The organism is Candidatus Tectomicrobia bacterium, from assembly GCA_016192135.1.
In the GTDB taxonomy this organism is placed as follows: Bacteria; UBA8248; UBA8248; order UBA8248; family UBA8248; genus 2-12-FULL-69-37.
This window is the reverse complement of record JACPUR010000013.1, coordinates 105,528-119,063: the sequence shown is the minus strand read 5'-3', so window position 1 is coordinate 119,063 and position 13,536 is coordinate 105,528. Positions and strand designations below refer to the sequence as shown.

Here is a 13,536-nt window from a genome sequence, read left to right as displayed (position 1 = left end):
CCATGTCCGGCCTCCGCAGCTTTCTCGATGACCTCCGCGCCGCGGGGGAGCTCGTCGAGATCCACAAGCCCGTGGATATCCGCTACATCGCCGCCCTGGTGGACAAATCGCCCAAGGCGCTCTTGTTCCACAAGGTGATCGGGTACGACATGCCGGTCCTCTCCGGGCTGACGAACAGCCGCAAGCGCATCGCCATCTCCATGAAATGCGATTACTCCGAGACGGAACACAAGCTTCGCCAGGCGCTCGACAATCCCATTCCGCCGGCGCTCATCGAGGCCGGGGCCGAGCGGGAAGTGTTCATGGAGGGGGACGAAGTGGACCTGTTCAGCCTTCCCGTCCCCATCTGCTCCGTCTTCGACGGCGGCCCCATGATCACCGCCGGCGTGACCCTCGCGGTGGACCCCGAGCACGGCCTCAACGCCGGGACCTACCGCTTCCAGGTGAAGGAGCGGAATCTCACCGGCATCGACATCGTCACCCCGAACAACCTGAGGCGGTACGCCGAGCGGGCGCTCGCCGAGAACCGCCCCCTCCCCATCTCCATCAACATCGGCACCCATCCCATCGAGATGATCGCCTCCCTCTACAAGGCCCCCATCGGGACGGACGAGATGGGCATCGCCGGAGGCATACGGGGCGAGGCGGTGCGGCTCGCACCCTGCGAGACTGTGGACGTGCCCTGCATCGCGGACAGCGAAATCGTGCTCGAGGCGGAGATCCTGCCCACCGGGTGGACCAAGCCCGAGGGCCGCTTCGGCGAGTTCACCCGCCTCATGGGCGGGCTCCACTGGAACCCCTATGTGCGGGTGAAGGCGATCTCCCGCCGCAGGGACGCCATCTACTACGCGCTCCACATGCCATGGGAGAACATCTGGCTGAAGGAGCACGGCTTCCAGGCCATGCTCCGGCGCGCGCTGAAGGAGGCGGGCGTCCAGGCGAAGGCCATCAATGTGACGCCCGGCGGCTGCTGCCACTGGCACGCCGTTATCGCCATCAAGGGCCAGGCGGGGGACGGGAAGAACGCCATCATGGCCGCCCTCTCGATCGGCGACATGAAGCATGTGGTGGTCGTGGACGACGACATCGACGTGTTCGACCCGATGGACGTGGAATGGGCCATCGCCACGCGCGTCCAGGCCGACCGTGACCTCGTGATCATCTCGAACGCCCGCTCCAAGCCGCTCGACCCCAGCCTGCCCCCCACCCCGGGCTGGATCCCCACCACGGCCAAGTGCGGCATCGACGCGACCATCCCCGTGGACGTGCCCCGCGAGCGCTATCACCGCATCACCTACGCGCATTCGGAGCACCTGAAGCTCGAAGATTATCTGAACGGAAGTGCGGAGCCCTCCGCCTCCCGGCCGGGCGAGTGGACGAAGGCCGGGGTCGAGGCCCTGGCCGGGCGCATCCGGGCCGCCCTCGAGAAGGAGCCCATGTATTTCGCGCAGGTGGCGGAGCGCTTCGAGGAGGAGGGCTTCCCGGCTGTGGCGCGGGCGATGGGCGTGCTCCATGTCCGCGGCGAGATATGGCAGGACTCCGTCGGGAGGCACTGCCTCTCCGGTTCGTCCCTTGCGGCCGCGCCCCCGGCGCGAAAGAAGAGCTAGTCCGTCATCTGGACGAAACGTTCGTTTGGTAGGTTTTGCGGAAGCTGCGGCGGAAATCCGAGCCGCCTGGACGGCGTCCCAGCCGCCAGGGCCGGCGCGAGGCCGCCCGGCGCGGATTTCTTGAGAAGGAGAAAAGCATGAGTTGGAACTCCTTGGGACGGTTCGTCGGGGCGCTCCTCTTGTCGCTTCTGGCCGCTTCCGCGGGCGCTCCGGCCCAGGCGGCGGATTTCTACGCCGGCAAGACCATCCGGGTCATCGTGGGGTTCGACGCGGGCGGCGGGTTCGACGTCCAGGCCCGCACCCTGGCCCGCCATCTGGGCAAGTACATCCCCGGGAAGCCCACCCTGGTCGTCGAGAACATGCCGGGGGCGGGCAGCCTAAAGGCCGCCAATCATATCGCCAAGGCGGCCAAGCCGGACGGGTTGACCATCGGCATGGTGAGCGGGGCCACGGTGATGGGGCAGCTCCTCGGGCGCAAGGGCGTTCAGTTCGATGTGCGCCAGTTCGAGGTCATCGGCTCTCCGGCGCCCTACAAGACCGTCTGCGTCTTCTCGAAGAAGAGCGGCATCACGAACCTGGAGAAGTGGCGGTCCTCGCCGAAGCCGGTCAAGGTGGGCGGCACCAGCCCGGGCTCGAGCGCCCACGACGTTCCCCTGGTCCTCCACGCGGCCCTGGGCCTGCCTCTCCAGCATGTGCCCGGATACACGGGGACCTCGAAGATCCGGCTGGCGGTGGACGGCGGCGAGGTGGACGGCACCTGCTTCGCCTGGGATTCCATCAAATCCACCTGGGCGGCGCAGATCAAGAGCGGGGACATCGTCCCGGTCCTCCAGACCCATCTGAAGAAGGTGGAGGACCTCCCGAACATCCCCCTTGCCCTGGACCTCGCCAAGACCGACGAGGCGAAGCAGCTCATCCGGCTCGGCATCGCCGCGCCCGGCATGGTGAACCGCTACTTCACCTTCCCGCCGAAGACGCCCAAGGACAAGGTGGAGATCCTTCGCAAGGCATTCGTTCAAGCCACGAAGGACAAGGATTTCCTCGCCGAAGCGGAGAAGGCGAAACTCGATACCGACCCGCTGACGTCGGAGCAGGTGAAGGAGAACTTCAATGCTCTCCTCTCGATGAAGCCGGAGCTCGCGGCGAAGCTCAAGGCGGTCTTCTCGGGCAAGAAGAAATAGCCTGAAACTTTCCGCCGGGCGGCGCTCCAGGGATGGGGCGCCGCCCGCGTTTTCTCCGGGGATGCGCCGCCGATGGGCGAGATCCTACAAGCCTCGTTGACCGGCTTCACACAGGTATTCGGCTGGCCGGCGTTCGGCCTCATGCTCATCGGCATCGCCGTGGGGTTCGCGGTCGGGATTCTTCCCGGCCTGGGGGGGCCCACGACCCTCGCCCTGATGCTCCCCTTCATCTTCCGGATGACGCCGGTCGAGGCCTTCTCGTTCCTCCTCGGCATGGTCTCCGTCACCGCCACCACCGGAGATATCACCTCGATTCTCTTCGGCGTGCCCGGGGAGGGGACGGCGTCGGCGACGGTCGTGGACGGGCATCCCATGGCGAAGAACGGCGAGGCGGGCCGCGCCCTGGGCGCGGTGCTGATGAGCTCGCTGATCGGCGCGCTCTTCGGCGCATTCGCCCTGGCTCTCGCCATCCCGATCGTGCAGCCCCTCGTCCTCTCCGTGGGCTCGCCCGAGCTCTTCATGTTCGCCATCCTCGGCACCACCATGATCGCCGCCCTCTCGGGCCGGACCGTCCTCAAGGGGCTCATCGCCGGCGCCGCCGGCTTCCTTCTCGCCATGGTGGGGCTGGAGGCGACCGCCTCCATCGAGCGCTATACCTTTTCCCAGCTTTTCCTCTGGGACGGGGTGGGCCTGCTCCCCGTCACCCTCGGGCTGTTCGCCATCCCGGAAACCATCGATCTCGCCGTCCAGGGAACGAGCATCGCACGGCGCGACGCGGAGAAGCTGGGAGGGGTAATGGAGGGTGTGAAGGACACCTTCCGGCACGGGTGGCTCGTCCTCCGGTGCAGTGCCATCGGGACCTATATCGGCGTCATACCGGGCATGGGCGGCTCCGTTTCCCAATGGGCGGCCTACGCCCACGCCGCCCAGAGCGTGGCCGACAAGAGCCGGATGGGCAAGGGGGCCATCGAGGGGGTTCTCGGGCCGGGGGCGGCGAACAACGCCACGCTGGGCGGAGCCTTGGTGCCGACCGTCGCCTTCGGGGTTCCCGGAAGCCTGAGCACGGCCATCCTTCTCGGCGCCTTTCTGATCCAGGGCCTGGTCCCGGGCCCTCCCATGCTGATCCCGGAGGCCAACGGCGGCCACCTGAGCCTGACCTTTTCCATGGTCTGGCTCATCGTGATCTCGAACTTGATCACGGTGGGCATTTGCTTCCTCTTCCTGGAGCATCTCGCCAAGATCACCTTCGTTCGGGGGAGCCTGCTCATCCCCTTCATCCTGTTTCTCATTTACCTGGGGGCGTTCGCCGAGAAGAACGCCTTCGAGGACATGGCGGTCATGCTGATTTTCGGCGCAGTGGGCTGGGCCATGGTGAAGCTCGATTGGCCCCGGCCCCCCCTTCTCCTGGGCCTTGTGCTGGGGCCGCTGGCCGAGAACCGGCTGTTCCTTTCCCTGAGCAGCTATGGATGGGAGTGGATGACGCGTCCGGGGGTGATGGTCCTGTTCGTCCTCATGCTGGCGGGCATTCTTTATCCGGCCTTCCAGAAATGGCGCTTTCAACGGCGGTTCCGGGATTCCTACTTCCCAAGGTTCGCGCGGGTTTCCGAAAATCCGGGGGCCACGCAGGACGGGCGGACAGGGCTGCGCTTCACGCCGGAGGCGGCGTTCAGTCTTTTCCTGGCGCTCTTTTTCGCGACCGGCCTCTGGATGAGCCTGGATTTCCCGGGCCGGGCCGGCCTGTTTCCCTGGATCATCGGGGGTCCGGGGTTTTTGATGGCGCTGGTTCAGTTCGGTCTCGACCTCACCGGCCGGAAAGGCCGTGAAAGTCTAGAGAGCATGGCTCACGCCGGCGCCGAGCCGACGCCGGACGTGAGTGCGCGCCGCACCTTGGCCATCTGGGGCTGGATTGTCGGCTTGCTCGCCGGCATCTGGTTCCTGGGCTTCGCGTTCGGCGTTTTGCTGGTCATGTTCCTTTACCTGAAAGCGGGCGCACGTGAGGGCTGGGGCCTCAGCCTCGCCCTCTCGGGCAGCGGTTTCTTGTTTGTCCACGGGCTGATGGACTGGGTCCTCAAAATGCCGCTGCCGGAGGGTCTCCTGTGGAGCTGGTTCTGATCCCTTCCTCCGTCACGCTTCCACCGCGAGAAGGCCCCCTTTTCCAAGGCCTAGGAGGTCAGGAGGAATTTTCCCGCACCCGGTCCCCATCCGACGGCTCGGTGCCCTGCGCCACGCCCTCGACCGGCGTGCCGCTGTCCTGGGAGAGAAGGCCGAGTTCCGGAGAGAGCCGGCCGCCGAGTTCCTCGCAAATCCCCTCCATCCACCGTTGCGCCAGATCGCCTGACATGAGGCTTGCCCGGTTGGCCTTCAGCCTCGGGACCCTCACCCGCAGGAGCCACTCCTCCCCATAGGGGCGTGGCGGGTGCTTCTCTTTACGTATCGCTGAATTGGGAGGCGCTGCGGATCGTCTCGTCGACGAACTGGTCCCGTTGAGTGGTGATGCTGACCCAGGCGAAAATCCCGATGGTCACCAGCGAGACCGCCCCTACGGCACCCATCAGCTGAATGCTCATGCGGCTCCGGCGCATCGTTCCAGGGCCGCTTGGTCCCGGATCTGTCCGGGCGCCGTCGCCGAAAAGCTTGAAGCGGAGGCGCCTCCGCCCGGGAGGCTCGCCCGCACACGAAGAGAGCGCATTTGAGGGGGAACGGGCCCCGGCAGAACAAAAAAAGAAGTGAATCGCGGGATTTTCGCGGAAGGAACTAAAAAAGAAGGGGATTTTCGCTTCGGTCGTCGAAATTTTCATTGTCTGCTTCCAAAAAATTTCAAGAAAAAGTCGATTTTCCGTGACCCGCGCATTCAGGACATCAAGATCGCCCCAGGGTTGTTTGGCCCCGCAGGGTTATTCGGCCCAAAGGCATGATTTTTCACGTAAGCCTGATGAAAGGAGGAGCGCGGCCGGCGCTTCACGGGCGCGAGCCGGATGGCGATCGGGGAATTTCCCTGTTTCCATTGGTTCGAAATTCGTGTTGAAAAACCGCCCACGGCTTCCATATTGAGCCATAACGGCGGCACCTCATGCCTGACTTTTCGTTGGACCCCAATCGGAAGGGAGCGAATGAAATGGCGGCGACATTCAACGATCTGCAGGATGCTTTCGTGTTCGAGTTGCGCGATACGCTCAGCGCGGAAAAGCAGATTCTCAAGGCGCTTCCCAAGATGACGAAGGCGGCGTCCAGTTCCGATCTGAAAAAGGCTTTCGAGAAGCATCATAAGGAGACGCAAGAGCACGTACAGCGCATCGAAAGCGCCCTGGGGTCGTTGCAGGAAAGTGTCAGGGCGCATGAGTGCGAGGGAATCAAGGGATTGTTGAAGGAGGGCGAGGAGATCATTGAAGCCAATGCCGAGTCCGAGGTGTCGGATGCCCTGCTGATCGCGGCGGCCCAGAAAGTGGAGCACTATGAGATCGCCACGTATGGGACCTTGTGCACCTGGGGCGAATTGCTCGGCTTTGATGATGCGGTGGATTATCTGAAAAAGAATCTGGGCGAGGAAAAGCATGCGGACGAGAAACTCACCCAGGTGGCGGAGAAAGTGAACGCGAACGCCTAGCGTCCTGTCCAACCTGGCCTGAGAACCGGTTCAAAGGATTCCCGGGGCGACCCGGGAATCCTTTGTTTGCTCATTCCCCGGCTTCCCGCAGAATGGACAGGAATGACCTGACATAGGGGGGAACGTAACGGCTGGTCAGCCGGAACAGCCCGATCTGCTTCTTGCCGAAGAGATGCGAGACGTTCGAGGTCGCCAATGGTGCGGCCGATGGTGGCCGCGGCCACAGGGCATTGACGATGGCGAGGCCCAAGCCGTCCTCGACGGCGTCATTGATGAGGTTGTACGAGGATGTCTCCAGGGCGACCCTGGGGCTGAGCCTGTGTTCCGCGAAGCGGGACTCGATGTGGTGGCGATCGGCGGTTCCCCGGTCGAGCAGGACGAGAGGGTGCGCGGCGATGTCGGCCAAGGCCGGAGCGGACGAGCCGCTCAAGGGGTGGCCGGCGGGACATAGGAGAAGGTAATCCGTTTCGGTCCACTCCTCGAAGGAGATGCCGCCGCGGAGCTCGGGAGCCGAGCCGAAGGCGATGTCCACCTCCCCCTCGAGCACGCCGTTCAGGAGGGTGGCCCAAGGCCGCTCCAGGATGGAGAGCTGGACCCCCGGATGGCGCGCCCGAAAGAGCGAGAATACATCCCGGCGGTCCTTCAGGATGAGCATGGGAGCCGCCTCGGCGATGATCAGCCGCCCCCGCTCCTCGCCCTTGAGGTGCCGTTCGAGCCCGTCGAGGGACTCGAAAAAGGGGACGATGGCGCCGTAGAGCTGCTCCCCGGCGGGGGTGAGCCGGAACCGGCGGCCGATGACTTGGTACAGCTTGACCCCCAAGTTCTCCTCGAGCGCCTTCACCTTCACGCTCAACGCCGGCTGCTGGATGGAAAAAGGAAGCCGCCGGGCGGCCTGGGTAAACCCGCCATATTTCGAAACGTAATAGAAGTACTCGAGCTGCCTCAGGTTCAGCATTCAACGTTTTCCTAGTAAACTTTTAAAAACAAATAGTTATCTACTTTCCTGCTCGGCCCTCTGCCTAGACATTATTTCTCGATTTATTATGGAAATCAATGATTGCCCTTGTTTTTTCTGCCATTGTGCATTCATCCGGGCCTGATTACGATATCCTTGCGCCGGACTTCTTCCCAGCAATAGACCGCTTTCGGCGGAATTTTCCGCTCCGGCCCAGCGAGGTTTCGCGTGACCATCCCCTACCTCGAGCTTCGCCGGCGGACCCAGGCCCGGGACCGCAGCCTCCGCGAGAAGGTCATGTCCCTCGAGGAGGCCGCCGCCCTCGTCCGGGATGGGGAGCACGTCGCCCTGGGGGGCTCGACCGCCTCCCGCACCCCCATGGCGATGATCTGGGCCCTCATCCGGGCGGGTCGGAAGGATCTCGCCGTCTCGCGGAGCATCGTCTCGACCGAGGGCGACCTCCTCTTCGCCTCGGGCGCCAGCCGCCACATCCTCACGAGCTGGTTCAGCCAGGGCATCGTCTGGGGCGTCTCCCGGGTGATGCGCGCCTACACCGAGAGCAAGCGGGCCCGGTTCGAGGAGTGGAGCCACATGTCCATCGGGCTGCGCTACCGGGCGGGCGCCATGGGCATCCCCTTCATGCCGATGCGCTCCATGATGGGCTCGGACGTGGCCGGCAGGCTCCCGGACCTGCGCGAGATGACCTGCCCCTTCACCGGGGAAAAGCTCCTGCTCGTCCCCGCGCTCAACCCGGACGTGGCTCTCATCCACGTTCAGCGGTGCGACCCCTACGGCAACGCCCAGATCGACGGGCTGCTCTTCATGGACACCGACATCGCTATGGCGGCCAACCGGGTGATCATCACCGCGGAGCGCATCGTCTCGAACGACCAGATCCGCCGCGCCCCGGACCAGACCAAGATCCCCTTTTTCGCGGTGGACGCCGTGGTGGAGGCGCCCTACGGGTGCGCCCCCCACGAGTGCTTCGGCGCCTACGAGCCCCTCTTCACCCACATGGACTTCTACGCCGAGCTCACCCGCAAGGACCCCGAGAAGGGCGTGAAGGAATACCTCGACCGGTTCTACTACGGTCCCAAGAATTGGACCGAGTACCTGAACCTCGTGGGGCTCGAGCCGCTGCTCGACGCCACGCGGCGGGGGAGGAGCATCTATGCCGACTGAGGTGAAGCCCTACACCGCCTCCGAACTCCTGTGCGTGATGAGCGCCCGCCTCCTGGAGGAGGGCCAGGTGGTCTTCGCCGGAGTCGGCATCCCCCTCCTGGCCGCGACGCTGGCCCAGCGCCTGCACGCCCCAGGCCTCACCATCCTCTTCGAGGGGGGCACCATCGGACCGCACATCGTGCCGGGCCAGCTTCCCCCCACCACCAACGAGCAGCGCTGCACCCGCCGGGCGAACATGCTGGTGGGCATCACCGAGGTGCTCCTTCTTCTCCAGCGGGGCTACGTGGACGTGGGCTTCATGGGCGGGGCGCAGATTGACCAGTTCGGCAACCTGAACAGCTCCTTCATCGGCCCGGCGGACGATCCGCAGGTGCGGCTCCCGGGCACGGGCGGCGGGAACGACATCGCGAGCCTGGCCAAGATGATCGTGGCGATGCCCCAGGAGAAGCGCCGCTTCGTCGAGAAGGTGGATTTCATCACCAGCCCGGGCTCCCTCCGGGGAGGCACCAGCCGGAAGGACTCCGGCCTCATCGCGGGCGGGATGTACAAGGTCGTGACCGACCTGGCCCTGCTGGACTTCGACGAGAAGACGGGCCGGATGAAGGTGGAGGCCCTCCACCCGGGCGTGACGCCGGATCAGGTCCAGGCGAACACGGGATTCGAGCTGCCGGTCGGTCCCGATGCGGGGTTCACCAATCCTCCGACGGCGGAGGAGCTGGCCGCCCTCCGCCGCCTCGACCCCGATGGCGTCTACACCGCTTGACCGCCGCGGAGAGGACATGAGCGCGGAAGCGAAGCGGAGGCTCCTGGCCGAGGTGGACGCGCGGCGCGGCCGCATCGTCGAGCTCCTCCAGGCGCTCGTCCGCATCCCGAGCGTGACGGGGGAGGAGGGCGAGGTCCAGCGCTTCGTGGCGGACCGCCTGCGCGCGATGGGGTTGAAGGTCGACGTCTGGGAGCCGGACTGGGAGGCCCTCAAGAAGCACCCCGAGTACGTCCCCGTCACCCGCGGCTACGAGGGAAGGCCCAACGTGGTTGGAGTCATCAAGGGAACGGGCGGGGGAAAATCCCTCCTCCTGAACGGGCACACCGACACCGTCCCCAACGGCCCCCGCGAGGCCTGGGACCACGATCCCCTGGGGGCCGAGATCGTGGACGGCCGGCTCTACGGCCGGGGCGCCTCGGACATGAAGAGCGGGGTGGCCGCCATCATCGCCGCCGCCGAGTGCTTCATCGCGTCAGGGCTCCGGCCCAAGGGGGACGTGATTCTCGATATCGTGGTGGACGAGGAACTGAGCGGCCACGGCACCCTGGACACCATCCTGCGTGGCTACCGGGCGGACGCCGGCATCTGCTGCGAGACGAGCGGCAACGCCGTCCAGCCCGGCAGCATCGGGCGGATCTGGTTCGAGGTCCGCATCAAGGGCAAGCCCGCCGGCATCCAGCGCCGCTACGAGGGCGTCAACGCCATCGAGTTGGGCTACAAGATCGTCCAGGCGGTGGCCGATCTGGAGAAGAAACGCCTCGAGACCGTCTCCCACCCTCTCTATCCCAAGATCATCGACGCCATCCCCTGCATGATCGGCTCCTTCGAGGCCGGGAGCTTCCCCAGCGCTTTCCCCGACACCTGCCTCCTCAAGGGGAGCATGGCCACGGTCCCTGGGGAGGACCACGCCGCCGCCAAACGGAGCCTCGTGGATCAGGTCGCCCGGGCCGCTCAGGCCGACCCCTGGATGAAGAATCATCCTCCCGAGGTGCACTTCGTCGGCTACTACGCCGAGGCGGCGGCCATCCCGCCGGACCACCCCATCGTCCGCACCGTAGCCCGGAGCTACAGGGAGGTCACCGGCCAGGAGCCCGAGATCTCGGGCCGGCAGGGCGCGGCGGACATCCGTTTCCTCAGCGGAGTCGGCAAGATCCCGACCGTCATCTTCGGCCCAGGGCCCACCACGCAGATGCACGCCAACAACGAATGGGTGGCCGTGGACGACCTGATCGACGCCACCAAGACCCTCGTCCTCTCGATCTGCGATTGGTGTGGCGCGGAATAACGGCAAGGAGGCCCAATGCCCGGGCGCGGCGTGGAATACGGAATCGCCATGCGGAACTTCACCGCCTTTCCCCAGCTACCCGACGCCCGGAAGCTCATCGAGTACGGCGTCCGGATGGAGGAGCTGGGGTTCGAGTCGGTGTGGGTATGGGATCATATCCTCCTCGGCGTGGAGCCGCACTTCCCGATCATCGAGTCGCTCTCCCTGCTCACCGCCGTGGCCGCCCGGACGAGCCGGATCAAGCTGGGCACGGGGGTGCTGGTGCTCCCCCTGCGCAACCCGGTCGTGCTGGCGAAGCAGCTCTCGAGCATCGACCTCATCTCGAACGGCCGTCTCATCCTCGGCTTGGCCTCCGGCTGGTACAAGCGCGAGTTCGACGCCGTCGGGGTGCCCTTCGAGAAACGCGGGGCCATCATGGACCAGAACCTCGAGATCATGACCCGGCTCTGGCAGGAGGACATGGTGCGGGCAGAGCTCCCGCCCCACAACCTGCGCAACTCGGTGATGTTCCCCAAGCCCGCCCAGCGGCCCCGGCCCAAGATGCTCATCGGGGGCTACGTGGACCGGGTGCTCAAGCGGGCGGGCACGAAGGGCGACGGCTGGCTGACCTACTTCTATACCCCCGAGAGCTTCACGAAGTCGTGGGAGAAGGTCCGAAAGTTCGCCCGCGAGGCGGGCAGGGACCCGGACGCCCTCGAAAGCACGAATCAGCTCCCCATCATGATCGGAAAATCCCGGGCCGAGGTGGAGGGGCCGATGAACGAATGGCTCCGCACGGAGTGGGACTACGCCGACTGGAGCGAGTCCACCGCCGCGAGCGCCGTCATGGGGACGGTGGACGAATGCGTGCGGCAGCTCCGGGCGCACGTGGCGACGGGCGTCGACCGAATCATCTTCGTCCCTTATAAGTACGAGATGGAGCAGGTCGAGATGGTGGCGAAGGAGATCATCCCCCGCCTCAAAGGATGACCGCCGGGGGGAGGAGGCTGACGGTGGGGCTGAAGCGCAGGCCGTGGGACTCGTTCCGGCGGTACAGCGAGAACATGTTCGACACCATCGGCGGGACGCCGCTCGTCCGCCTCGGGCGCGTGGCGGAGGGCCTCGGCCCCTCGATCTTCGCCAAGATCGAGTGGTACTCCCCCTCGGGCAGCCTGAAGGACCGCATCTACTACAACATGATCACCAAGGCCGAGGAGCGCGGGGAGCTCCGCCCCGGCATGACCCTGCTGGAGTGCTCGACGGGGAACGCGGGCATCGCCTGCGCCTTCGTGGCGGCGGTGAAGGGGTACCCCTGCGTGGTGGTGATGCCCGAGGGCATGAGCGACGAGCGGAAGAAGCTCATGCGGGCCTACGGGGCGGAGCTCGTTTTCACTCCGGGCGGGGAGAGTGACGTGGACCTCTCGCTCGAGAAGCTCCAGGAGATCCGCGCCTCGAACACGGACGAGTACTGGGTCCCCGCCCAGTTCGACAACCTCGACAACAACGAGGCGCACTACCTGACCACGGGACCGGAGCTCTGGGAGCAGCTCGACGGCCGGGTGGACGCCGTGGTGGCTTCCCAAGGGACGGGAGGCTGGGTGAGCGGAGTGGGGAAGTACGTCCGGGAACGGAATCCCAGAGTGCTTCTCTTCGCGGTCGAGCCCGAGGAGTGCCCGCTGCTCAGCCGCCGTGGCTGGGGCCCGCACGGCATCGAGGGCATCGGGGACGGGTTCGTGCCGCGCGCGCTGGACCTCTCTCTCCTGAGCGGGATCGTGACCACCACGACGCAGGAGTCCCTGGACATGGCGCGGCGCCTCGCCCGCGAGGAGGGGATCTTCTGCGGCATATCTTCGGGCTGCAACGTGGCCGCCGCCATCAAGGCCGCCCGCGCCCACCCGGAGCTCCGGCACATCGTCACGAACATCAACGACACCGGCCAGCGTTATTTCACCACCGCGCTCTGCGGGGAGGAGAAGCACGTCGAGATCCCCGAGCGGGATCACGAGGTGGACCCCTACAGCGCGGCCGAGCTGGATCGGTACTCGGCGGGCTGGGAGATCGTCCGCTAGGCCCGTGGGCGCAGGCCGCCTGCCGCGAGGCGTCCGGAAGGAAAGGATCGTCCGAGGTGGATTACGTCCGCGCTTCTTCTGTCGAGGAGGCCCTCCAGGCGGCCCAGGCCCCCGGCGCGGCCTTCGTGGCCGGGGGCACGAACCTGGTGCCGGACATCCTCTTCGGCCGCAGGAGCGCCGCCGTCGCGGTGGACATCAGCCGGCTGCGGGAGCTCCGCTTCATCGAGGAGCGGGAGGGGCGCCTCCGGATCGGCGCGCTGACGACGGTCACCGATCTGCTCGAGTCCGAACTCATCCGCCGCGAGGCTCCGCCGCTCTGCGCGAGCGCCTTCGAGTTCGCGGGCCCCCTGGTCCGCAACCGAGCGACGATCGGGGGCAACCTGCTCGACGCCTCCCCGGCGGCCGACCTGGCCCCGCCCCTCCTGGCCCAAGACGGCGAGGCCGAGCTCCGGTCCGCCCAGGGCGGCCGGCGGGTGCTCCTGCAGGACTTCTTCCTCGGCTACCGCAAGACGGCCATCCGGCCCGGGGAGCTTCTCTGCGCCGTGTCCCTCCGGCCCCTCGGGCCGAGCGGGCGCTCGGCCTATGAAAAGCTCCAGCTCCGGCGCGCGATGGCCATCTCGGTGGTGAGCGCGGCCGTGGCGCTCTGGATGGAAGGGGAAACCTGCCGCCAGGCGGGCATCGGCATGGGGGCGGTGGCGCCCGTCCCCTACCGCTCCGCGGCGGCCGAGGCCGCGCTGCGGGGCCGGGCGCTGGGGGAAGCCGAAATCGGGGTCGCCGCGGCCGCCGCCCGGGAGGAGGCCCGGCCCATCGACGACGTGCGCGCCTCCGCCCAATACCGCAAGCGCATGTGCGAGGTGCTGGTCCGGCGCCTGCTGCGGCGGGCGGCGGGCCTTCCGGAGCGATAGCGGGCA

General features: G+C 66.4%; 13 protein-coding genes. 10 read left to right on the top strand and 3 right to left on the bottom strand.

The annotated features are described in order from the left end of the window. Positions 1-2: 2 nt before the first annotated feature. The 3 genes from HYZ11_04700 (at position 3) to HYZ11_04690 (ending at position 4,900) form a co-directional block, all read left to right on the top strand. On the top strand, positions 3-1,607 hold the full coding sequence (locus HYZ11_04700; GenBank protein ID MBI3126884.1) for a UbiD family decarboxylase: 1,605 nt from the start codon (positions 3-5) through the stop codon (positions 1,605-1,607). 137 nt (positions 1,608-1,744) lie between these two features. Further along, entirely contained in the window at positions 1,745-2,788 is a 1,044-nt protein-coding gene (locus HYZ11_04695) for a hypothetical protein (GenBank protein ID MBI3126883.1), read from the top strand. 72 nt (positions 2,789-2,860) lie between these two features. Then, a complete protein-coding gene (locus tag HYZ11_04690) occupies positions 2,861-4,900 on the top strand; it encodes a tripartite tricarboxylate transporter permease (protein MBI3126882.1) in 2,040 nt (679 codons plus the stop codon). A gap of 58 nt (positions 4,901-4,958) precedes the next feature. Here the strand turns inward: HYZ11_04690 and HYZ11_04685 are convergent, their stop codons facing one another. After that, entirely contained in the window at positions 4,959-5,129 is a 171-nt protein-coding gene (locus HYZ11_04685) for a hypothetical protein (GenBank protein MBI3126881.1), read from the bottom strand. Between the two features lie 85 nt (positions 5,130-5,214). Beyond that, positions 5,215-5,355: a hypothetical protein gene (locus HYZ11_04680; protein MBI3126880.1), complete on the bottom strand. Its 141-nt coding sequence runs from the start codon at positions 5,353-5,355 to the stop codon at positions 5,215-5,217. Positions 5,356-5,903: 548 nt separating this feature from the next. Between HYZ11_04680 and HYZ11_04675 the strand changes: the two genes are divergently transcribed. Then, positions 5,904-6,392, top strand: a complete 489-nt coding sequence (locus HYZ11_04675) for a ferritin-like domain-containing protein (GenBank protein MBI3126879.1) — start codon at positions 5,904-5,906, stop codon at positions 6,390-6,392. Positions 6,393-6,462: 70 nt separating this feature from the next. Here HYZ11_04675 and HYZ11_04670 read toward each other — a convergent pair whose 3' ends face one another. Next, entirely contained in the window at positions 6,463-7,347 is an 885-nt protein-coding gene (locus HYZ11_04670; GenBank protein ID MBI3126878.1) for a LysR family transcriptional regulator, read from the bottom strand. A gap of 297 nt (positions 7,348-7,644) precedes the next feature. Here HYZ11_04670 and HYZ11_04665 point away from each other — a divergent pair, with 297 nt between their 5' ends. From HYZ11_04665 to HYZ11_04640, 6 genes are read left to right on the top strand one after another with little or no spacing between them, the layout of a single operon-like run. Then, positions 7,645-8,529: a CoA transferase subunit A gene (locus HYZ11_04665; protein ID MBI3126877.1), complete on the top strand. Its 885-nt coding sequence runs from the start codon at positions 7,645-7,647 to the stop codon at positions 8,527-8,529. Further along, positions 8,519-9,292, top strand: coding sequence for a 3-oxoadipate--succinyl-CoA transferase subunit B (locus HYZ11_04660; protein MBI3126876.1), 774 nt, complete (start codon positions 8,519-8,521; stop codon positions 9,290-9,292). The genes HYZ11_04665 and HYZ11_04660 overlap by 11 nt, the downstream gene beginning before the upstream one ends. Before the next feature lie 16 nt (positions 9,293-9,308). Beyond that, complete coding sequence (locus HYZ11_04655; GenBank protein ID MBI3126875.1) at positions 9,309-10,577, top strand: ArgE/DapE family deacylase; 1,269 nt, start codon at positions 9,309-9,311, stop codon at positions 10,575-10,577. Between the two features lie 15 nt (positions 10,578-10,592). Continuing rightward, complete coding sequence (locus HYZ11_04650; protein ID MBI3126874.1) at positions 10,593-11,546, top strand: TIGR03619 family F420-dependent LLM class oxidoreductase; 954 nt, start codon at positions 10,593-10,595, stop codon at positions 11,544-11,546. After that, positions 11,543-12,625, top strand: a complete 1,083-nt coding sequence (locus HYZ11_04645) for a PLP-dependent cysteine synthase family protein (protein ID MBI3126873.1) — start codon at positions 11,543-11,545, stop codon at positions 12,623-12,625. Before HYZ11_04650 ends, HYZ11_04645 begins: the two co-directional genes overlap by 4 nt. Before the next feature lie 56 nt (positions 12,626-12,681). Then, the gene (locus HYZ11_04640) at positions 12,682-13,530 is read left to right on the top strand and encodes a xanthine dehydrogenase family protein subunit M (GenBank protein ID MBI3126872.1); all 849 of its coding nucleotides are present in this window, start codon (positions 12,682-12,684) and stop codon (positions 13,528-13,530) included. The last annotated feature ends 6 nt before the right edge of the window (positions 13,531-13,536 follow it).